General features: G+C 67.9%; 22 protein-coding genes and 1 tRNA gene. 13 read left to right on the top strand and 10 right to left on the bottom strand.

Translation table 11 applies throughout. From position 1 onward, the window contains the following. Positions 1 to 789, top strand: coding sequence for a maleate cis-trans isomerase (locus ACFCV3_RS03425; RefSeq protein WP_376025699.1), 789 nt, complete (start codon positions 1 to 3; stop codon positions 787 to 789). A 55-nt stretch (positions 790 to 844) separates the two neighbouring features. On the opposite strand, the gene ACFCV3_RS03420 is transcribed toward ACFCV3_RS03425, so the two are convergent. Beyond that, the gene (locus tag ACFCV3_RS03420) at positions 845 to 1,948 is read right to left on the bottom strand and encodes an IS701 family transposase (protein ID WP_376025698.1); all 1,104 of its coding nucleotides are present in this window, start codon (positions 1,946 to 1,948) and stop codon (positions 845 to 847) included. Positions 1,949 to 2,182: 234 nt separating this feature from the next. After that, positions 2,183 to 3,409, bottom strand: a complete 1,227-nt coding sequence (locus ACFCV3_RS03415; RefSeq protein WP_376025696.1) for an RNA polymerase sigma factor — start codon at positions 3,407 to 3,409, stop codon at positions 2,183 to 2,185. Positions 3,410 to 3,493: 84 nt separating this feature from the next. Here ACFCV3_RS03415 and ACFCV3_RS03410 point away from each other — a divergent pair, with 84 nt between their 5' ends. Continuing rightward, positions 3,494 to 3,928, top strand: coding sequence for a VOC family protein (locus ACFCV3_RS03410; protein WP_376025695.1), 435 nt, complete (start codon positions 3,494 to 3,496; stop codon positions 3,926 to 3,928). Here ACFCV3_RS03410 and ACFCV3_RS03405 read toward each other — a convergent pair. From ACFCV3_RS03405 to bcp, 4 genes are all read right to left on the bottom strand, one after another. Continuing rightward, a complete protein-coding gene (locus ACFCV3_RS03405; protein WP_376025693.1) occupies positions 3,925 to 5,205 on the bottom strand; it encodes an erythromycin esterase family protein in 1,281 nt (426 codons plus the stop codon). The genes ACFCV3_RS03410 and ACFCV3_RS03405 overlap by 4 nt on opposite strands. A gap of 106 nt (positions 5,206 to 5,311) precedes the next feature. Next, positions 5,312 to 5,392 (bottom strand) — tRNA-Leu (locus tag ACFCV3_RS03400). A 48-nt stretch (positions 5,393 to 5,440) separates the two neighbouring features. Then, positions 5,441 to 7,099 carry a substrate-binding and VWA domain-containing protein gene (locus tag ACFCV3_RS03395; protein WP_376025691.1) on the bottom strand — a complete coding sequence of 553 codons (1,659 nt, stop codon included), beginning with the start codon at positions 7,097 to 7,099 and terminating at the stop codon, positions 5,441 to 5,443. Positions 7,100 to 7,414: 315 nt separating this feature from the next. Beyond that, positions 7,415 to 7,882 carry a thioredoxin-dependent thiol peroxidase gene (gene bcp, locus ACFCV3_RS03390; RefSeq protein ID WP_376025689.1) on the bottom strand — a complete coding sequence of 156 codons (468 nt, stop codon included), beginning with the start codon at positions 7,880 to 7,882 and terminating at the stop codon, positions 7,415 to 7,417. 213 nt (positions 7,883 to 8,095) lie between these two features. On the opposite strand from bcp, the gene ACFCV3_RS03385 reads away from it, so the two are divergent. Genes ACFCV3_RS03385 through ACFCV3_RS03360 form a run of 6 tightly spaced genes read left to right on the top strand, consistent with a single transcriptional unit; the run spans position 8,096 to position 13,056 of the window. Continuing rightward, the gene (locus ACFCV3_RS03385; protein WP_376026443.1) at positions 8,096 to 9,592 is read left to right on the top strand and encodes a circularly permuted type 2 ATP-grasp protein; all 1,497 of its coding nucleotides are present in this window, start codon (positions 8,096 to 8,098) and stop codon (positions 9,590 to 9,592) included. A gap of 16 nt (positions 9,593 to 9,608) precedes the next feature. Next, positions 9,609 to 10,553, top strand: coding sequence for an alpha-E domain-containing protein (locus ACFCV3_RS03380; protein WP_376025687.1), 945 nt, complete (start codon positions 9,609 to 9,611; stop codon positions 10,551 to 10,553). Next, positions 10,550 to 11,392, top strand: coding sequence for a transglutaminase domain-containing protein (locus ACFCV3_RS03375; protein WP_376025685.1), 843 nt, complete (start codon positions 10,550 to 10,552; stop codon positions 11,390 to 11,392). The genes ACFCV3_RS03380 and ACFCV3_RS03375 overlap by 4 nt, the downstream gene beginning before the upstream one ends. A gap of 4 nt (positions 11,393 to 11,396) precedes the next feature. Further along, complete coding sequence (locus tag ACFCV3_RS03370) at positions 11,397 to 12,440, top strand: glucose 1-dehydrogenase (protein WP_376025684.1); 1,044 nt, start codon at positions 11,397 to 11,399, stop codon at positions 12,438 to 12,440. A gap of 17 nt (positions 12,441 to 12,457) precedes the next feature. Beyond that, positions 12,458 to 12,721, top strand: coding sequence for a DUF3618 domain-containing protein (locus tag ACFCV3_RS03365; RefSeq protein WP_344165541.1), 264 nt, complete (start codon positions 12,458 to 12,460; stop codon positions 12,719 to 12,721). A 41-nt stretch (positions 12,722 to 12,762) separates the two neighbouring features. Beyond that, a complete protein-coding gene (locus ACFCV3_RS03360; protein WP_376026441.1) occupies positions 12,763 to 13,056 on the top strand; it encodes a GroES family chaperonin in 294 nt (97 codons plus the stop codon). Here ACFCV3_RS03360 and ACFCV3_RS03355 read toward each other — a convergent pair. Together ACFCV3_RS03355 and ACFCV3_RS03350 are read right to left on the bottom strand one after the other, a co-directional pair. After that, complete coding sequence (locus ACFCV3_RS03355; protein WP_376025682.1) at positions 13,047 to 14,084, bottom strand: FAD-dependent oxidoreductase; 1,038 nt, start codon at positions 14,082 to 14,084, stop codon at positions 13,047 to 13,049. The two genes, ACFCV3_RS03360 and ACFCV3_RS03355, sit on opposite strands and share 10 nt — an antisense overlap. A 16-nt stretch (positions 14,085 to 14,100) precedes the next feature. After that, entirely contained in the window at positions 14,101 to 14,478 is a 378-nt protein-coding gene (locus tag ACFCV3_RS03350) for a DoxX family protein (RefSeq protein ID WP_376025680.1), read from the bottom strand. 86 nt (positions 14,479 to 14,564) lie between these two features. On the opposite strand from ACFCV3_RS03350, the gene ACFCV3_RS03345 reads away from it, so the two are divergent. From ACFCV3_RS03345 to ACFCV3_RS03325, 5 genes are read left to right on the top strand one after another with little or no spacing between them, the layout of a single operon-like run. Further along, the gene (locus ACFCV3_RS03345) at positions 14,565 to 15,050 is read left to right on the top strand and encodes a MarR family winged helix-turn-helix transcriptional regulator (RefSeq protein WP_376025678.1); all 486 of its coding nucleotides are present in this window, start codon (positions 14,565 to 14,567) and stop codon (positions 15,048 to 15,050) included. Between the two features lie 18 nt (positions 15,051 to 15,068). Continuing rightward, entirely contained in the window at positions 15,069 to 16,181 is a 1,113-nt protein-coding gene (gene dapC / locus ACFCV3_RS03340; RefSeq protein ID WP_376025676.1) for a succinyldiaminopimelate transaminase, read from the top strand. A gap of 43 nt (positions 16,182 to 16,224) precedes the next feature. After that, positions 16,225 to 17,382: an amino acid deaminase/aldolase gene (locus tag ACFCV3_RS03335; RefSeq protein ID WP_376025674.1), complete on the top strand. Its 1,158-nt coding sequence runs from the start codon at positions 16,225 to 16,227 to the stop codon at positions 17,380 to 17,382. Then, the gene (locus ACFCV3_RS03330) at positions 17,379 to 18,683 is read left to right on the top strand and encodes a D-arabinono-1,4-lactone oxidase (protein WP_376025673.1); all 1,305 of its coding nucleotides are present in this window, start codon (positions 17,379 to 17,381) and stop codon (positions 18,681 to 18,683) included. Before ACFCV3_RS03335 ends, ACFCV3_RS03330 begins: the two co-directional genes overlap by 4 nt. Before the next feature lie 10 nt (positions 18,684 to 18,693). Continuing rightward, on the top strand, positions 18,694 to 19,416 hold the full coding sequence (locus ACFCV3_RS03325; protein ID WP_376025671.1) for a PIG-L deacetylase family protein: 723 nt from the start codon (positions 18,694 to 18,696) through the stop codon (positions 19,414 to 19,416). 12 nt (positions 19,417 to 19,428) lie between these two features. Here ACFCV3_RS03325 and ACFCV3_RS03320 read toward each other — a convergent pair whose 3' ends face one another. Then, a complete protein-coding gene (locus ACFCV3_RS03320; RefSeq protein WP_376025669.1) occupies positions 19,429 to 19,839 on the bottom strand; it encodes a hypothetical protein in 411 nt (136 codons plus the stop codon). 45 nt (positions 19,840 to 19,884) lie between these two features. Continuing rightward, positions 19,885 to 20,421 (bottom strand): DUF6817 domain-containing protein, encoded by a 537-nt coding sequence (locus ACFCV3_RS03315; RefSeq protein ID WP_376025667.1) that lies wholly within the window; start codon positions 20,419 to 20,421, stop codon positions 19,885 to 19,887. Between the last annotated feature and the right edge of the window lie 171 nt (positions 20,422 to 20,592).

The following is a 20,592-nucleotide window of genomic DNA, read 5'->3' as shown; positions in this document are numbered from 1 at the left end:
ATGACCAACGCACCACTCGACGGCTGGGACGCGAGTACGCGGATCGGAGTCGTCGTACCGCATGCCGATGTCGGTCCGGAGGCCGAGCTCCAGGCCATGGCTCCTGCTTCGGTGTCCGTTCACGGATCGCGGATCCACTTCGCCGCGATGCGGGCCGGTGGCGAGATGGACGAGAAGATCCCGCACGACCCGGTCCGCGCGTTCGTCGAACCGCCGTTCCTGGATCAGGCGGTCGAGCTCGTGGCCGCGGCCCCGCTGCACGCTCTCGCGCTCGGGTTCACCTCGTCGAGCTATGTGCTGAAGGCGAAGGGGGAGGAGGAGCTCTACGAACGACTCGCCCCCGTCACCCGCGGTTTCCCGATCACCGGAACGACCAAGGCGGCTCGGGCGGCGTTCCACGCACTCGGTGCGCAGAAGATCGCGATCGTGAATCCGCCGTGGTTCGACGACGTCCTGTCGGAACAGGGCGCGGACTACTTCCGTGAGTTCGGGTTCGACGTCGTACACCACGGGCCGTGCGGCCTGCCGTCGAACCAGAAGGCGATCACGCCGACCAACCTGTCGGCCTGGATCCGCACCACGGTCGCCGCGCACCAGCCGGACGCCGTACTCGTTGCTGGTAACGGCATTCGCGCGGTCGGCACCATCAAGCCCCTTGAGGAAGAGCTCGGCTTCAACGTGGTCACCGCGAACCAGGTGATCATGTGGCATGCCCTGCATCTCGCCGACGCCGCGGATGTCGCCGCCGGCATCACCGACTACGGGCACCTGTTCACGACCAAGCCGTGACAACAGCCAGGGCCGCGCTCTTCGGGATCGTGAAGAGCGCGGCCCTGCTGTGTTGTCAGGCGGCGCGACGCAGTTGGCGCACTGCCAACTGCTGATAGGTGTACGCCGTGGAGACCAGCGTCATGTGGTGATGCCAGCCCGGGTATGAGCGGCCCTCGAAGTCCCGCAGTCCGAAGTCGCGCTCCAGGCGGCCGATGGTGGTCGCTGTCGTTGTCTGCGCGTCCACCAGTGCGAGCAGTTCGCCGAAGGGACGGTTCGTCATGTTCGTCAGCCAGAGCCCGCCGGGCCGGCCACGGTCGTCCTCGGGACGTGCGAACAGCCGGTAGGTGCGCTGCAGACCCGGCCGGGTGTGGGTGCGCGGCAGGTAGACGAGACCGGACGGGTGCGGGGCGTGGCCGGCGCGTCCGTCGATGAACTGCGCAGCGCGCACCGGCGCGCCTTCAGCACACTGCCGAGCGGCCAGGTGACTGCCGGGCTGGAGCAACAGGTTGTCCGGTACGGCGACCACGAAGTTGTGCCCGCGTTCGACGAGCCCGCGAATCATGGCGGATGTGTCCAGATAGCCGACCAGGTCAGCCACCACCGGGAGCGAATCCTCGGCCGCGTGCAGGCCCAGTCCGTTGGTCAGCTTCACGGTGTTCTGGATCGCCGAGGCCGCCGTCGCGTTACCCGGGATGCGTGCCTGTCGGCGACGTGCGGTGTCCGACCATTCCTCGGGGATCAGCAGGTTCCAGGCCACCGGCAGGTCCCCGGTGCTCGACGACAGGAAGGCTCCGATGCCGATCTGGCAGTTGACGGTCCGCCCGGTCTGCCGGATGAACCGGCGGTGCACACCACAGGACTGCCCGCCGCGCTTGGGGAGCACGACGGGTGCGATGGTCCAGCACCGCGGCCGGGTGTGCCGCTCGACCCACTGGGTGAGCTCGGTCTGGATGGGTTCCCATTCCCAGGGACTTGCATTGACGAACTGATGCAGGGCCTGCGCCGCGGTATCGGAATCGGTGACCGCGGCTGCCATCCGCCGTACCGACTTCTTGCCCGGTGTCGTGAGGAGGCCCTGCACGTACACCTCGGCCCACCGCCGCTGATCGGCCCTGGGTATTCGTCTGAACAACTGGTCGGTAAATCCGTCGAGCGTCGTCGATTGCGCAGCGATCACTATGGTCCTCCCCTGAGACCCACCGGGGCTGATGGGCACCCTCAAGAGAATAAAGAACAACCGCTATGTTTTTTAGGTCGAAGCGGGCATCTCGCTGCAACTTCACCATGTTGCCAAGCCGTGTTCCACAAAAGCTCGCCGGAGTTAGCGCTTGGGTAATTGCGCGGTCACTGTATGGGTATTCGGCCAAGCGTTTGGATGGATTGTTTCGACCTGAATTGAATAGTTTCCGGGCTAGCCCAGTTGATCGCGGCGACGGGTCAGATAGGCGGCCTCGGCCGTGTTGCCGGCCAGGGCGATCGCCTGGTCGTAGGCAGCCCGTGAGTCACCGCTGCGGCCCAGCCGGCGAAGCAGATCGGCCCGCGTCGCGTGGTAGGCGTGATACCCCGACAAGCTCGGTTCCAGTTGGTCGATGACGCCCAGCGCTACCTCCGGCCCGTCCAGCTCGGCCATCGCGATGGCTCGGTTGAGCGCCACGATCGGCGAGGGGTCCACGCGGAACAGTTGGTTGTAGAGCGCCACGATCTGCGACCAGTCGGTGTCGCGGACATCGCGCGCCGAAGTGTGGACGGCGTTCACCGCGGCCAGGATCTGGTACCGGCCGGGAGCGACGCCGGCGGCCAGGCGTTCGCGGACGAGTTGGTGGCCTTCGGCGATCAGGTCGGCGTCCCAGGCCCCGCGGTTCTGCTCGCCGAGCGGAACCAACTCCCCGGTCGCCGAGACACGCGCCGTACGGCGGGCTTCGGTCAGCAGCATCAACGCCAGCAACCCCGCGACCTCGCCGTCGGCCGGCAACAGCCCACGGATCAGGCGGGCAAGCCGGATCGCCTCGGCGGTGAGGTCCGCGCGGACCGGATCGGTATCCGGCCCGGTCGCCAGATAGCCCTCGTTGAAAACCAGGAACAGCACCGCGAGTACGCCGGTCACCCGCGTCGGAAGATCCTCCGCAGCCGGTACCCGGTACGGGATCTTGGCCGCCTTGATCTTCGCCTTCGCCCGGGTGATCCGCTGGCCCATCGTGGTCTCCTGCACCAGGAACGCCCGCGCGATCTCCGGCACGGTCAGCCCACCGACCATCCGCAACGTCAACGCCACCCGCGCCTCCGGAGCCAGCGCCGGATGGCAGCACGTGAAGATCAGCCGCAGCCGCTCGTCGTCGATCACCCCGAGAGGCTCGGCAGGTTCGTCGTACGCCATTTGAGCCTCCTTCTGCCGATCGTCGCGCTTGCTCTCCCGCCGGAGCCGATCGATGGCCTTCCGGTTCGCCGTCGTCGTCAGCCACGCGCCGGGATTGGGCGGTACGCCGTCGCTCGGCCACCGCTCGACCGCCACCGCGAACGCTTCGGCCGCAGCCTCCTCGGCCACGTCCAGGTCCCCGAACCGCCGCGCGAGCCCGGCGACCACCCGTGCCCACTCCTCGCGGTGGACCCTCGTGATCGCGTCGCTCACCGAAGCACTCATCTCGGCATCCCTACACCCCTGCAACGAAGCCCGCTGTCCACTTTCGACAAGCTAATGCACCGGGGGCACGAATAAGGTTGGGGGATGGCAACGGTCAGGCAGTTTCAGGTGACATTCGACTGCGCGGATCCTGAGCGGGTTGCGCGGTTCTGGTGCGAGGTGCTGGGTTACGAGGTGCCGCCCCCACCGCCGGGGTTCGCGTCGTGGACCGAGTTCAACGACTCGCTCCCGGCGGAGAGCCAGGGGTCGGCGTTCGCGTGTGTCGACCCCAACGGGGTGGGACCGCGGCTGTTCTTCCAGCGGGTCCCGGAGGGGAAGGTCGTCAAGAACCGCGTGCACCTGGACGTGCGCGCCGGGACCGGCCTCGTCGGCGACGAGCGGCTCGCCGCACTACAGGCCGAGTCCGACCGCCTCGTCGCGCTCGGCGCCGTACAGGGCCAGATCCTGTACGCCGACGGCATCAACGAGTCCTGCATCAACATGCAGGATGTCGAAGGCAACGAGTTCTGCCTGGACTAAAGCAGGTTTGCTGCGGTGATCTGGCGCAGGTGGACCAGGATGTCGAAGGACTTCTTGAGGGACAGGCTCACCGGTTCTACCGGGTAGTCGGTGCCGTACTCGCGGGTGAGGCGGTCCGGGCGGATCCAGCGGGCGGCCGCTGGGGGGAGCGTGCGCAGGTCGACCAGGTAGTTCCCGGGGACCGCGGCGAGGGTTTCTTCGTTGCTGCCGGTCGGGGGCGGGCCCAGGGTGACCACGCGGAGCGGCCGCGCCGGGTCGCGCGGGTCATGGGCGTTGAACGACCCCTCGGTGAAGGTGGTACCCAGCGCGACGTATCCCCGGCCGAACTGCTCGCGGAGGAACTGCCCCTGCACCTTCGGATAGTTGTCCGGCTCGTACGCCTGGGTGGCGATGTGACCGTTGTGTGCCGACAGCACCGTCTTGCTGCCGGTTTCCCGGACCCACCAGGCGACGTTGTCCGCCATCACCTGATCGCGGAACAGCATCGACTTCGGCGCGAGCTCCGGGTCGTCGAGGTCGAACGAATAGATCTTTGCTACCTGCCAGACGGTCCGTGCGTGCTGGACCGCCCAACGCTGCTCACGACCGCCGGGCACCGAAGACACCAGCTGAAGGGCCTTCCGCGCGTCCACCTCGAGTTGCCGGCGGGCGGTGAGGGACTTCGCCAGGTACTGCTCGGTCCACTCCTTCGCCTCGGCCGTCGACCGGATCCCGCCGTACAGCCTGGACACCGTCGCCGCGAGCCGCGGCCGTGCCTTCCGGACGAACTCGACGACGCGATCCGGCACCTCAGGCCCGACGTACCCGAGATCGTCACCCATGAACCGGACCTTGCGTGCGTGCGTCTGGTTGTACGAACGCATCCACTCGATCAGGTCGAGGTACTCCTGGGTGTTCCAGAACCGGTACGAGTCCTGGAACTCGCGCCGCATGATCTCGCGCGGATCGCCCGCTCCGGTCACCACGTACCGGTCCAGCGCGAGCCCGGTGCTCCAGGCCGCCTCCAGCGCGAACGTGGTGAAGCCCTTCTGCTCGACGAGCGCCTGGAACGCCCGGTGCTTGAACGTGAAGAACTCGTGCGAGCTGTGGGTCGCCTCACCGATCCCCACCACCTGGGCCGAGCCGACCTGCCGGCCCAGGATCGCCAGGTCGCTGAGATCGCCACCGGGTTCGACGGAGACGATCGGGTGCGCGACCTTGGCCAGGTCGGCAGCTGCGGGATCGGTCAGGAGTCCGCCCACTAGCGCGGTCAGTACAGGAAGAATCATGAGTTTCATCGGGCCCCTCCTAGGGTCGCTTCGACGCTAGGAGTCGCGTGCTCCGATCACACTGGAGCCTGCGCCCGATCTGGGGTGGCGCGTACGCCACCATCACCGCTGGTTGTGCCAGAGGCGGGACTCGAACCCGCACGCCCAAGGGCACCGGCACCTAAAGCCGGCGTGTCTGCCGTTCCACCACTCTGGCGAGGGGAATGGCTCCCCTAGGACAGACATCCTAGGGGAGCGGGTGACGTCAGCGGCTCTGCAGGGCGTCGATGAAGACCTGGCGGAGGTCGCTGGGGTTCTGGGCGACGTAGGAGCGGCCGCCGGTGGCCTGGGCGAGCCGGCTGAGCTCGTCGGGGTTGGCGTCCGGGCCCATACCGAGGGCGATGATGCGGACCGGGCGGTCGGGGTCGTTCAGGCTCTGGAGGCTGCGGATCGTCGCGTCGAGGTCGGAGCTGCCCGGGTCGTCGTTCTTGCCGTCGGTGAACAGCAGGATCGAGTTGACCGCGTTCGGGTCGTAGTTGCTGCGCACCGCGCGGACGGCAGCGATCGCGGTCTCGTAGAGGCCGGTGCCGCCGTTCGGGATCGGCTTCTGGACCTTCAGGACGTTGCCGATCGTCTTGCGCTGCTTCGGCGACAAGGGAGCGATCGGCACCAGCTTCTTGTAGTCGGCGCCGTCCTGGCCGTTGTTCGAGGAGAACGTCCACAGGCCGAGGGATGCGGTGTCCGGGAACAGCGAGAGACCGCCGGTGGCCGCCTCGATGGTGAGCTGCATCCGGGTCTTGTTGCCGACCTTCTCCGCCATCGAGCCGGAGACGTCGATCACCGCGAGCGAGTGGGTGGACAGTGAGAGCCGGCTCCAGGTACCGAGCGTGCGCTCGATCGCGTCGGCGTTCGGCTTCGGGAGCTGGTCGACCTCACCGACACCACGGCCGCCGCTGAGCTGGCCGAGGAGCTGGTCGCGGAAGCCGGCCTGGTCGCGGGCCTGGCCGGCGACGTCGCCGATCATCTCCGCGCCGAGTGTCTTGGCGGCTTCGGTGGCCTTGGCGGTGTCGCCCTTGGCCGTGACCACGATCGGGTAGTCCAGCGAGAGCGTGCCGGTGGCGGGCATGACGGCCTTGAGCCCGCCCTCGGGGTGCTCTTCCTGGTACTTCACGAACGCCTGCTCCGAGGCCGGCACGATGACCGTGCTGCCCTCCTGGGCCGCGCGGCCGAGGAGTGGGTTCACATCGGTGTAGGGCTTGGGCATCGAGCCCAGCCGCTGCGCCAGCGGTACGACGACGTTGTTCACTGTGGTGTTCGACGTCGAGGTCTGCTGCCGCTCCGCCTGGATCGCCAGCAGCGCGAGCGCACCCGGCGACGTACCCAACGGGTCGAGCAGGGCCGGCTGGGCGCCGGCGAGGGCCCGCAGCCAGGACGAGGTGTCGGCGAAGTTGGCGTTGCGGCCGACCAGGACCATCGGCGAGCTGGCCACCGACGGTACGGCGACGGACGGGACGGTCTCGCCGTCGTCGGCCTGGGAGACCCAGAGTGAGGAGTCGGGGATCCACAGGTCGGGGCGGTCGTCGCTACCGGTCGCGAGGTTCCGGGCGACCTTCGACGCCGAGGCGCCGGTGATGGTGAACTGCAGACACGGGACGCCGTCCTTGCCGCCCTTGGCCGACAGCGACTTGGCCGCGGTCTCGAGAGCGGGCTGCAACTCGGGCGCGGTGGTCAGCTTGACCTGCGCCGGATCGTCGCACGCCTTGCCGCCGAGAATCCCGTCCGCCCCAGCCTCCGAGCCGAAGGACCGGACCACGAAGACGCCGCCGATCGACAGCACCAGTAGTCCGACCGCGGTGATGTACACCGGCCGGCGGTTGTTGTTGCTCTTGTTACTTCGCGTTACCGCAGAGGAATGCTTTCCCATCGCGGTTGGTCCCTCCCTCCCAGAGGCTCACTGCGCGCGCAGAGTACCCGGTTTGGGCAGGTCAGGGCGAAGTTCGCAACGAACCGAAACGGCTTCTCCGGAAGACTGCAACAGCCTCCGGAGTACTGCTCGTTCACAGGAAAGCGGGAAAACTCACGGTGGGTGATGCTCCAGCTGCGGACCGCTGAACTACCGGTGTGATCCAAATCACACCGACGTGCCCGGGGCCCAGACCGTTGTACGGACTGTTCACATGAAACGGTCGAAGGTTTTCCTCCGCGGAAGACCTCCGGCCGGTGAATCGGCAACGGCGTTCTACAGCCCCAGATCGCGCCGGAGCTTGGCCACGTGCCCGGTCGCCTTCACGTTGTACTGCGCCACCGCGACCTTGCCGTCCGGGTCGATCACGAACGTCGACCGGATCACCCCGGTCACCTTCTTCCCGTACATGGTCTTCTCACCGAAGGCGCCGTACGCCGTCAGCGTCTCCCTCTCGGGATCGCTCAGCAGCGGGAACGTCACGCCGTCGCGCTCCCGGAACTTGGCCAGTTTCGCCGGCTTGTCGGGGGAGATCCCCAGTACGGCGTACCCGGCGGCCTGCAGGGAGTCCAGCGAGTCGCGGAAGTCGCAGGCCTGCTTGGTGCAGCCCGGGGTCATCGCGGCCGGGTAGAAGTAGACGATCACGTTCTGGCCGCGCAGGTCCTTCAATGCGACCTCGTTGCCGTCGGCATCCTGGAGGGTGAAATCAGGTGCGGCATCGCCGACGGACAAGCGCTCGGACATCAGGCCTCCACGGATCGAGTGAGATGCCCGCAATGTTACGTGCGTGAAAACTCTGACCACGCCTCAGGGGGCACACCTTCCGTTCCAGGTGCGGACATGGCTGTCGTGGGTGAGGATGCGGAGATGAACCGCGCTTCTTCCCGCCCCGCGGAACCGCAGTTGTTCGCCGGATACCTCGATCCACGCCGGCCACATGCCGACGCGTACGACGAGATGTTCGATCCGGTCGATGGCGTCCGGACGGCGTACAAGCGGTTGCACGATTCCCTCAGCCCGTTGCAGCCGGCGGACCTGACGACGCGGTCCGAGGCGCTGGACCGGGCCCTGGTCGATCAGGGCATCACGTTCAGCCTGTCCGGCCAGGAGCGGCCCTTCCCGCTGGACCTGGTGCCGCGGGTCATCACGGCTTCGGAGTGGGCCCGGCTGGAACGCGGGATCGTGCAGCGGGTCCGCGGGCTGGAGGCGTTCCTGGCCGATATCTACGGCGACCAGCAGATCGTGAAGGACGGCGTACTGCCGCGTCGGCTGATCACCTCCTGTGAGCACTTCCACCGCCAGGCCGCCGGCATCATCCCGCCGAACGGCGTCCGGATCCACGTGGCCGGTATCGACGTGGTTCGCGACGAGCAGGGCGACTTCCGGGTGCTGGAGGACAACCTGCGCAGTCCGTCCGGGGTGTCGTACGTGATGGAGAACCGCCGGACCATGGCGCGAGTCTTCCCGGACCTGTTCGCCAAGCACCGGGTGCGGCCGGTCGGCGACTATGCGGTCCACCTGCTCAGATCACTCCGAGCTGCGGCCCCACCAGGAGCCACTGATCCGAACGTCGTCGTACTGACACCAGGTGTCTTCAACTCGGCGTACTTCGAGCACTCGCTGCTGGCCCGGCAGATGGGCGTCGAGCTGGTCGAGGGCCGCGACCTGTTTGCCCGGAACAACGTCATCTACCTGCGGACCACCGAGGGGGAGCAGCGGGTCGATGTGATCTACCGGCGGATCGACGACGAGTTCCTCGACCCGGTGCACTTCGTACCGGACTCCGTGCTCGGTGTCGCGGGCCTGGTGAACGCGGCGCGTGCAGGCAACGTGGTGATCGCCAACGCGATCGGAAACGGTGTCGGTGACGACAAGCTCGTCTACACGTACCTGCCGGAGATCCTCAAGTACTACCTCGGTGAAGCACCACTGCTGCCCAACGTGGACACCTACCGCTGCTGGCTGCCCGCTGAACACGATGAGGTGCTGGACCGGCTCGACGAGCTGGTCACCAAGCCTGTCGAGGGTTCTGGCGGCTATGGCATCGTCTTCGGACCGGACGCCTCGCCCAAGGAGCTCCAGGCCCAGCGGCGCCGGATCAAGACGAATCCACGGGGGTGGATCGCGCAGCCCGTCGTACAGCTGTCGACTGTGCCGACGAAGGTCGGTGGACGGCTCAAGCCGCGGCACGTCGACCTGCGGCCGTTCGCGGTGAACGACGGTGACTCCGTCTTCGTCCTGCCGGGCGGACTGACCAGAGTGGCGCTTCCCGAAGGCAGTCTGGTCGTCAACTCGTCGCAGGGCGGCGGCTCCAAGGACACCTGGGTTCTGGCGCCACGTGCTTCGACAGGGGTCTCCGAGCTCGGTGGCGCAGGGCTCGGTGTGACATCAGAAGACGCGGCTACTCCCGAGCGCGGTCCGGAACTCAATATCGCCCAGCAGCAGCAACAGTGATGGGGAGGTGCTGACGATGCTCGCACGCAACGCCGAATCGCTGTACTGGATCGGCCGGTACGTCGAACGCGCGGACGACACCGCGCGGATCCTCGACGTCTCGGTGCACCAGCTGCTCGAGGATGCCTCGGTCGATGCCGACACGGCCAGCCGGACACTGCTCCACGTCCTCGGTATCAATCCGCCGGACGGCGTACCGCTGGACGTGTGGGGACTGACCGAGCTCGTCGCCATGTCACCGGAGACCGGCTCGATCATCTCGTCGATCTCCAGTGCCCGGGAGAACACCCGCGTCGCCCGGGAGGTGGTGTCGAGCGAGCTCTGGGAGTGCATCAACGCGACGTACAACGCCGTACCGGAGCGGCAGCGTGCTGCGCGGCGGATGGGACCGCACGGGTTCCTGAGCTTTGTGGAGGACCGGGCGGCGACGTTCGCCGGGTTGGCCGACTCCACGATGAGCCGCGACGACGGATGGCGGTTCCTGGTGCTGGGGCGCTCGGTGGAGCGGGTCGACATGATCGTCCGGCTGCTGATGTCCCGGGTGGGTGACAAGCCGACGTCTCCCGGGTGGGTGACAGTACTGCGCTCTGCGGGCGCTCATGACACGTATCTGCGCACGTACCGGGGTGCACTCGATGCGTCCCGGGTCGTGCAGTTCCTCCTGCTCGACAGGCTGTTCCCGCGGTCGGCGTTCCACGCGCTGCTGCAAGCCGAGGCGTGCCTGGAGGAGCTCGACCGCGGCCCGACGGCCCGGATCGGTACTGGGGCCGAGGCGTCCCGGTTGCTGGGGAAGGCGCGGAGCGATCTGGAGTTCCTGCGCCCGGCTGAGCTGCTGGACAACCTCACCGGCCGGCTGCAGGCGTTGCAGACCACAGTGCGCGAGGTCGGCGAGGCAGTGTCCCGGCAGTACTTCCACGCCGTGCCGTGGATCGAGTGGAACAACGCGGAGGTGAACCTGTGAAGTGGCGGCTCCGAGTTGTGCACACAACTGGCTACCGGTACGACGGACCCGTAGCCCAGTCCTATAACGAGGCAAGGCTCACCCCGCGCAGTGACGACCGGCAGAACCTGATGGTGGCGCGGCTGGACACCGTCCCCGCGACCCGGGCCTACAAGTACACGGACTACTGGGGCACCGAGGTCAACGCCTTCGACCTGTTCACCGCGCACACCGAGCTGAAGGTCGTGGCGTCCTCCGTGGTCGAGACGACCGGACATCCGCTCCCCGAGGTCGATGCGTCCTGGCACGAGGTGCGGTCCGCGGAGTGCGTCGATCTGTACGCCGAGTACCTCGAATGGACCAGCTACGTGCCGAAGCACCGCGAGCTGACCGCTGTGGCCCGCGGACTGCGTAAGGGGCGGACTCCCCAGGAGACAGTGCTCGCGGTGTCCAAGTGGGTGCACGACACGCTCAAGTACCAGCGCGGCACCACAGGGGTGCACTCGTCGGCGATCGACGCGTGGCAGGCCGGTGAGGGCGTGTGTCAGGACTACGCGCACCTCACGCTCGCCATGCTGCGTGCTGTCGGTATCCCGAGCCGCTACGTCTCCGGCTACCTCCACACCAAGCCCAACGCGGCAGTGGGTGAAACAGTCGTCGGTGAGAGTCATGCGTGGATCGAAGCCTGGACCGGTGAGTGGTGGGGCTTCGACCCGACCAACGACCTTCCGATCGCGCACCGGCACGTCTGGGTCGCCACTGGCCGCGACTACGCCGACGTGTCCCCGTTGAAGGGCATCTACTCGGGCGGCGCGGCGACAGCAATCGAGGTGACAGTGGACATGACGCGGTTAGCCTGAACCCATGCGGGCGATGACCATCACACCGGGCAAGGCTGATTCGGCGCAGTTGGGTGAGGTGGCAGAACCGCCGGCCACTGACGGTTCAATCCTGGTAGAAGCCCTGCTGACAGGCATCTGCGGGACCGATCTGGAGCTGGTGTCCGCACACTTCGGATCCGGTCGGCCGGGCTCTGACCAGCTGGTCATCGGTCATGAGTCGCTAGGCCGGGTCCTCGAGGCACCTGCGGGCTCCGGCTTCGCAGAGGGTGACCTGGTCGCCGGAGTGGTCCGCCGGCCGGACCCGGTGCCCTGTCCGGCCTGTGCACGCGGTGAGTGGGATTTCTGCCGCAACGGCCGCTACACCGAGCGCGGGATCAAGGAGCTGGACGGGTACGGCGCGGAGCGGTGGCGCGTCGACCCCTACTTCGCCGTACCGGTCCCGGCCGAGCTCGGAAACCTCGGCGTACTCGTCGAACCGACCAGTGTGCTCACCAAGAGCTGGGAACAGATCGATGCGGTCGGACGGCGGTCCTGGTACGGCCCTGAACAGGTCCTCATCACCGGGGCCGGGCCGATCGGGCTCCTGGCCGCCATGGTCGCCCGGCAGCGTGGGTACGACGTGCATGTGCTCGACCGGGTGACCGACGGCCCGAAGCCGGAGCTGGTCCGTGCACTCGGGGCGAGCTATCTGACGGACCTCAGCCAGCTGTCCGTCGTACCGGATGTGATCATCGAAGCGACCGGTGTCGGGCAGGTCGTGTTCGACTGCGCCAAGCTGCTGGGGCCGGCCGGGGTGATGTGTCTGATCGGCATCTCGCCGGGGCCGGCCTCGATCGACGTACAGCTCGATGCGCTGATCCGGCAGCTCGTGGTGCGCAACGTCTCGGTGATCGGCGTGGTCAACGCCGCCAAGCGGCACTACGCCGATGCGGTGGACGTGCTGCAGGCGGCTGATCCGGACTGGTTGCAGCGCCTGATCACCAGGACCGTCCCGCTGTCCGACTGGACCTCGGCGCTGGCCCGGGAGCCGGACGACATCAAGGTGGTCGTGGACATGCAGGGCTGACCTGCGAGGATGGGGGTATGTCGGAGACGAAAGCTCGGACCGCCGAGCAGATCGAAGCGGACATCGCCGCCACCCGGGCCCGGCTGGCCTCGACCGTGGACGAGCTGGTCGACCGCGCGCACCCGAAGAACGTGGCCCTGCGACAGGTCGAGCAGGCCAAGTCCCAGGTGTTCGACGAGACCGGGCAGCTGCGCACCCAGAAGGTCGTCGCGGTCGCCGGTGCTGCCGTCGGCGTCGTCGCCGTGCTGCTGCTGATCCGTCGCCTGGTGGGACGCCGGTGACTGTTCGCAAGAAGCTGACCGACGACAAGCTGCCGGTCCGGATGCTGCACGACCGCGTCCTGGTCTCGCTGGAGGCCGAGGGCGAACGCAAGTCGTCGGCCGGCATCCTGATCCCCGCCACCGCCCAGATGGGCCGCCGCCTGGCCTGGGCGAAGGTCGTCGCGATCGGCGCCAACGTCCGCACCGTCGAGGTCGGTGACCGGGTCCTGTTCGACCCGGAGGACCGCGCCGAGGTCGAGGTCCGCGGCGACGACTACATCCTGCTGCGCGAGCGCGACCTGCACGCCGTCGCCTCCAACCGCCTCGAAGACGGGCAGACCGGCCTCTACCTGTGAGGTGACAGGACCAGGTCGCGCACCTGCTGCCCGATCAGCGGCACGAACTTGAAGCCGGTGCCGGAGAAGCCTGCCGCGACCGTGATCGGCCCGGACCGGCGGATCACGAACTCCGCGGCGGGTGTGTTGTCGTACAGGCAGCTGATGGCCGTCGTACGCCCGGTGTCGAGGCCGGGGAACGTGGAGTCGACGTACCGGATCAGCTCCGCGTCGCGCTCGGGCTCCACCTGGAAGTCGCGAGTGTCCGGGTCCACCTCAGGTCCGGTGGCGTGCAGACCGACCTTGACGCCAGAGCCCGCCTCGAACAAGCCATAGCTGCGAGCACTCTGATCTACGAAGCTGGGCCAGACCAGGTCGGACGAGACCGGTGTGAAGAAGCGGGGCTGCTCCTGCGTCACCCGGAACGGCGGTAGCGCGACTTGGCCGGTCAGCAGCTTCGGAGTCCATGGACCGGCAGTCACCACGACGTGCTGCGCTCTGATCGCTCCACCCGGTACGTCGAGTTCGACCAGACCGTTGTGTCGCCGGAGCGCCTGCACTGGCGACTGCCCGCGGAACTCGGCGCCGTACCGGGCGGCCACGGTCTGCAGGGCCTTGACCGTGCGATCGGCGTACAGGCGGCCGGAGCCGGGCTGGTGGAGCACCGGAGTGGTGAAGCGGATGCCTGGCCAGCGTTCGGCGGCGGCCTCGGCGGTCAGCACCTCTCCTGTTGCAGCATGTATCGATCTGAAGGCCTCGACGCGGTCGTCAGTCACCTGGAAGTCGATACCGCCGGTCACCTCGAGCAGCGTCTCACCGGACTCCGCTTCGAGCTCCCGCCACAGCGGCCGGGTCCGCTCGGTCAGCTGAGCGACGTCGGCGTCGTCGGCGGCCGCACGGAACAGTCTGGTGCCGCCGTGCGAACCACCGCGGTCGTGGCCAAGTGTGTACTGCTCCAGCACGACGACCTCGCGGCCGGCGGCGGCCAGTGCTCTGGCCGCCGCCGATCCCATCGCGCCCGCCCCGACCACCGCTACGTCGTACGTCATCCCTCCAGTCTGGAGGTCAGAAGCTGTTCGGACCGAACCGGAAGATCGCGAGCACGACGGCGAGCACCAGGATGACCACGTTGATGATGACCGGCTGGTTCTCCTTGCGGCGGCCGTGGGTGATGATCGCGCCGATCATGATCACCGCCAGGCCGACGGCGGCCAGGGGGGTCAGGATCGGGGCGATGTCGAGGAGGGCCGGCAGGATCAGGCCGATCGCGCCGAGCACCTCGGCGGCCCCGATCAGCTTGATGGTTCCCGGCGAGAAGTCCTCGACCCACTTCATGTTCGGGTTCGCCAGCAGCTTGGCGTGCGACTGGGCCAGCTTGTTCGCGCCGGCGGCCAGGAAGAAGGCGGCCAGGACTCCGGCCAGGATCCACAGAAAGACGTTCATGGCTCACTCTCGGTTATGAGTTGATGTATCAACTCAAGGTAGACCCTCAAGACTTGAAGCGTCAACAAATCGCGTAAACTGGCGGCGTGGCGGAGAAGAACGAGGACACCCAGTGGCTGGAGCCCGATGAGCTCGCGGCCTGGATGTCGCTGGCCGGACTGATGTTCAAACTGCCCGGAGCGCTCGACTACCAGCTGCAGCGGGACTCCGGTCTGACCCATTTCGAGTACCTGGTGCTTGCCGGCCTCTCCGAATCGCCGGACCGGTCCCGGCGGATGAGCGATCTGGCCGGATTCGCCAACGGCTCGCTGTCGCGGCTGTCACATGTGGTCAAACGGCTCGAGCGACGCAGCTTCGTCGTACGGCGCCCGGCCGAGGACGACGGCCGGATCACCGTCGCCACCCTGACGGAGGCCGGCTACGCCTTCCTGGTGGACGCAGCGCCCGGACATGTCCGTACCGTCCGCGAGTATGTGATCGATGCGCTCGCGCCGGAGCAACTCGCTCAGCTGAAGGCGATCGCCGACCAGATCCTCCAGAGAGTGGACCCAGGCAAGCCGTGCAGTGAATGAGCGGGGGAGAATGGCGGAGTGAAATTCGAGACCTCCAGCCGGTTGCCAGACTTCCCGTGGGACAAGCTCGCCCCTTACAAGGCCAAGGCGGCCGCCCATCCGGACGGCATCGTCGACCTGTCTGTGGGTAGTCCGGTCGACCCAGTGCCCGCACTGGTGCAGAAGGCGCTGGCTGACGCGGCGAACGCGCCGGCGTACCCAACCACCCTCGGTACGGCGTCGGCCCGCCAGGCTGCGGTCGACTGGCTGGCGCGTCGGCTCGGAGTGGTCGGCGTGGACCCGCAGTACGGCGTCCTGCCAGTCATCGGGACCAAAGAGCTGATCATGATGCTGCCGACGCTGCTCGGCGTGGGCGCTGGGGACACAGTGCTGATCCCCGACCTGGCCTACCCGACCTACGAGGCCGGTGCGGCGCTGGTGCGCGCAACCAGCGTGCCGGTGGCGGACCCGACGGCGTACGACGGCGGTCCGGTCCGGATCGCCTACCTGAACTCGCCACGCAACCCGTCTGGTCAGATCACGCCCCCGGATGACCTACGGCGGGCTGTCGAGTGGGCGCGGGCGAACGACGTACTGCTGGTGAGTGACGAGTGCTACGCCGAGTTCGGCTGGGATGAGAAGCCGGTGTCTGTGCTGCACCCTGACATCTGTGGCGGGAGCTTCGACAATCTGCTCGCGGTGCACTCGCTCTCCAAGCGCTCCAACCTGGCCGGCTACCGGGGCGGATTCGTCGCCGGTGACGAGACGGTGGTCGCGGAGCTGCTGGCAGTCCGCAAGCACGCCGGGCTGATGGTGCCGACGCCGATCCAGGCGGCGATGGCTGCTGCGTTCGCCGATGACGCCCATGTGGACGAGCAGCGCGAGCGCTACCTGCGCCGCCGTACCCTCCTCCGCGACGCGCTCACCGGCGCCGGCTGGAACATCACGCTGTCCAACGGTGGTCTCTACCTGTGGGCGGACCACCCGACGTACGACTCCTACGCCTCGGTGGCAGCCCTGGCTGAGCACGGCATCCTCGTCGCGCCCGGCACCTTCTACAGCCCGGACGCCGATCACCACATCCGGGTCGCGCTGACCGGTACCGACGAGCGCGTCGAGGCGGCAGCCGCCCGTCTCAACAGCTCAGTCTGAAAGATGTATTACCTTTCAGTATTTCTTCGCTTACACTCCCAGAATGGGTGAGTTCGAGCGGTACGGACGGCTGACCGCGGGCTTGGATGCGCCGTTCGCCGTGGTGGACCTGGCCGCGTTCCGGCGGAACGCGGACGATTTGGTACGTCGAGCCGCGGGGACCCCGATCCGGGTCGCCTCCAAGTCGGTGCGGTGCCGTGCCCTGCTCACGGCCGCGCTGGAGCGGCCCGGGTTCCATGGGGTGATGGGCTACTCGCTGCCGGAGGCGCTCTGGCTCGCTGAGAACGGTGTCGACGACATCCTGCTCGGCTACCCGACCACCAACCGCACTGCGCTGCGCGAGCTGGCCGCCAATCCCGAGGCGGCCGCGAAGATCACGCTGATGATCGACTCGCCCGAGCACCTCGCGTTCATCCGCTCCGTGACCGCTGGTGGCGGCGCCAAGATCCAGGTCGCGCTCGACGTCGACGCGTCGCTGCGGGTCTTCGGCCAGCACCTCGGCGTACGGCGTTCGCCGCTCCGCACCCCGGATGACGTCAGCGCGCTGGCTCGCCAGGTTGTCGCCGACGATGCGTTCGAGCTGACCGGAGTGATGTTCTACGAGGCGCAGATCGCCGGTCTGCCCGACACCTCCCCAGCTGTGCGCTGGGTGAAGCGCCGCTCCGCCGCTGAGCTCGCAGACCGGCGGGGTGCGGTCGTCGACGCGGTCAAGCAGCTCGGACCGCTGCGGATCGTCAACAGCGGTGGCACCGGCAGCCTGGAGATCAGCAGCGCCGATCCGGCCGTCACCGAAGTCACCGCCGGCTCCGGTCTCTACGGTCCGACCCTGTTCGACAAGTACGACGTCTTCCAGCCCGAACCCGCGGTCGCGTACGCCCTCGACGTCGTACGCCGTCCAGCCCCGCGGATCGCCACCCTCTTCGGCGGCGGTTACGTCGCCTCCGGCCCCGCGAAGAAATCCCGGCTCCCATCACCCGCGTGGCCGGCCGGCCTGAAGCTGCTGGGCACAGAAGGTGCCGGAGAAGTGCAGACTCCGGTCCTTGGAAAGTCCGCCGACGGCCTGCATCTTGGAGATCGGGTCTGGATGCGCTACGCCAAGGCGGGGGAGATGTTCGAACGATTCGAGACCGTCCATGCGATCGACGGCGAAACCTTGACCGAGCTGACGACGTACCGAGGTGAGGGGCGGAACTTCGGATGAGTAGCACCTGGCGGAACTGGGCCGGTACCGAGGCGGCCACCGGTGTCGAGGTCCTGCGACCGGCCTCGGTCGACGAGCTTGCGGCGTCGGTCAAGGCGGCGGCCGAGCAGGGGAAGAAGCTCAAGGCCGTCGGCTCCGGTCACTCGTTCACCGGTTGTGCCGCGCCTGAGCAGGTGATGGTCCGTCTCGACGGCCTGTCCGCGATCACCAACGCGGACCAGGAGTCCGGTCGCGTCACCGTCGGCGCCGGGACCGGTCTGCGCAAGCTGAACGCCGGCCTGGCCGCGTTCGACCTCGCGATGGCGAACCTCGGCGACATCGACAAACAGACCATCTCCGGTGCGATCTCCACCGGCACGCACGGGACCGGCGCACGCCTCGGCGGCATCGCCACCCAGATCGCCGCCCTCGACCTGGTCACGGCGGACGGCTCGGTCCTGCACTGCTCCCCGGAAGAGAACGCGGACGTCTTCAACGCGGCCCGGGTTTCGGTCGGCGCGCTCGGCGTGATCAGCTCGATCACCCTGCAGACCGTCCCGGCGTACCTGCTGCGCGCCCAGGAGATGCCGCTCCCGCTGGCCGAAGTGCTCGACGGTTTCGATCAGCTTGCCGACGGCAACGATCACTTCGAGTTCTACTGGTTCCCGCACACCGAGATCGCGCTGACCAAGCGCAACAACCGAGTCGCCGCGGGCGTCGGGCCGTCACCCGTCAACGCGATCCGCGGCTGGGTCGACGACGAGCTGCTGTCCAACCGCGTGTTCGAGCTGACCAACCGGCTGGCGATGCGACGGCCGGCGCTGGTGCCGCGCATCAATCGGCTCGCATCCCGTGCCCTGTCCGCCCGCGAGTACGTCGACGCGTCGTACAAGGTGTTCGTTTCCGAGCGCAACGTGCTGTTCCGCGAGTCCGAGTACGCCGTACCGCGCGAGCACGTGGTCGAGGTGCTGCACCGGCTCCGGGAGTGGATCGACAACTCGGGCCACCATTTCCCGTTCCCGATCGAGGTCCGGGTGGCCGCGGCCGACGACATCTGGCTGTCCACCGCCTCCGGCCGCGACACGGCGTACATCGCGATCCACCAGTACCACCGGCTGCCGCACGACAGCTACTTCGAGGCCTTCGAGCGAATAGTCGCCGAGTACCAGGGGCGCCCGCACTGGGGCAAGCTGCACACCCTCGGCGCCGACGACCTCCGCGCCCGCTACCCGCACTTCGACGACTTCCTCGCCGTGCGCGATCGGGTCGATCCCACCCGCACCTTCAGTAATCCGTACACCCGCAAGGTCTTTGGCGACTAGCCTGCCTTCCATGAGTGCTTCGGAGGGATTGCAGCCGGTCGACGAGGACTGGCAGAAGGCGCTGGCCGTGGTCGCGCATCCGGATGACCTGGAGTTCGGGTCGGCGGCGGCGATCGCGCGCTGGACCGCACAGGGCAAGGAGATCGTGTACGTCCTGCTCACCTCGGGCGAGGCTGGGATCGACGGGATCGCACCCGACGAGTGCGGCCCGCTGCGGGAGGCTGAGCAGATCGAGTCGTCGCGGATCGTGGGGGTGTCGGCGGTCGAGTTCCTGGGTCAGCCCGACGGCACGATCGAGTACGGCGTTCCGCTGCGCCGCGTCATCGCCGAGGTGATCCGCCGGCACCAGCCGGAGATCGTGATCACGAACAACTTCCGCGACACCTGGGATGGCGACGTACTGCTGAACCAGGCCGACCACATCAACACCGGCCGCGCCACGCTGGACGCCGTCCGCGACGCGGCCAATCGCTGGATCTTCCCCGACGCCGGTGAGCGCTGGGCTGGCGTCAAGCAGGTCTGGGCGGCCGGCTCGCCGAACTCACGGCACGCCGCCGACACGACCGACACCTTCGCGATCGGTGTCGAGTCCCTCAAGGCGCACAAGGCCTACATCGACGGCCTCAACTGGCCGCACTTCGACGCCGAGGAGTTCCTCGAAGGGACGTCGCGCCCCACGGGCACCGCGCTGGGCACCAAGTACGCCACCCGCTTCGAGGTCTTCACTCCGTAGCGGCCGCTCGGCTCAGTCCGTCGGCAGCTCGTGCGCGGCGCGCAGGTGCGGCGGGTTCGGTTTCGGCCTCCGCGGTTCGCGGTCACCCGCGGGATCGCCCGGACCCTGCGGACCGATCCACGAACGCACCAGCGTGCGGCCGTGCTTGCGCGTGACCCGGTGCAGATCGACGCGCTCCACCTCGGTGGCCGCGATGCCGAGCTGGAACAGCGTGCGCTGGGCCATCGCGTAGGCCTGGTCCTGTTTGCGGGCCGAGGTCTTGTGCTGGAGAACGATCGCGACCTTCCCGTCGGGCAGCTCGTCGAGTCGCTGGAACCGCAGACCGCGGTCGAGCGGGTACGAGGTGAGCGACAGGGCGACGTACTCGGGCTCGGTCAGGCGGCGTACCGGCTTGGCGTGAGCAATCACTTCGTACCTGGACATGCTTCGATCATGCGTCGCCGGACGGCGGAATTCCAGGAGCTCGGGTCAGAGGTCGAGAATCCGCTGCGCGTCGGCCAGCACCGCCGGCGAGGCCAGCGACTGCCAGCGCGGGATCTGCTCCTGCAGGAACGGACGCAGCTTGGGCTCGAGCTTCGGTGCGTGGTCGAGAACATCGAGCTCGTTGACGATGGTGAGGTCGACGAACTCCCGCAGCTGCTCGCCGCCCAGCTCCTCCGAGGTGCCGGTGAAGCGGTCGGTGACCGTGCGGTGCTCGGCCAGATCGCGCCAGCTGGTCTCCCGGTCGCAGGCGCCGTACCGATAGACCAGCAGCTCGGCCTCCGGCCCGATCACCGACTCGAGCACCGGACGCTCGGTCTGCCAGTCGAACAGATGGGTCGGGAACCCGTCCGTCCCGTACGCCGCGTGGGCCAGCCCGGCCAGGATCAGCGTCTCGGACGCGCCCAGCGTGGTGAGCCGCTTGGCGACGCGATGCAGATGCACATAAAGGCTGCCGCCGGCGTGGTCGATCTCATCGGCGCCGCGGACCAGCAACAACGAACCCAAGTCCTCGAAAGTGCTCATCTGACCCCTTCTCGGCGCCGGCTCAGGCACCAACCGTAAGGCCACCGGCGGCCGATCGCCCACCACCCCGGCGTGCCGATTCGGTCACACCTCGTTCATCCGCTGTTCCCGCCCAGGGGAACCCCCGGAGCGCACCCCGGACCGGCCCCTGAAACCCGCGCCGCACCCTTT

Origin of the sequence: Kribbella sp. NPDC056345 (genome assembly GCF_042262745.1) — a bacterium.
Classification (GTDB): Bacteria; Actinomycetota; Actinomycetes; order Propionibacteriales; family Kribbellaceae; genus Kribbella.
The sequence above is the reverse complement of the archived record's forward strand: the minus strand, read 5'-3'. Positions and strand labels throughout refer to the sequence as shown.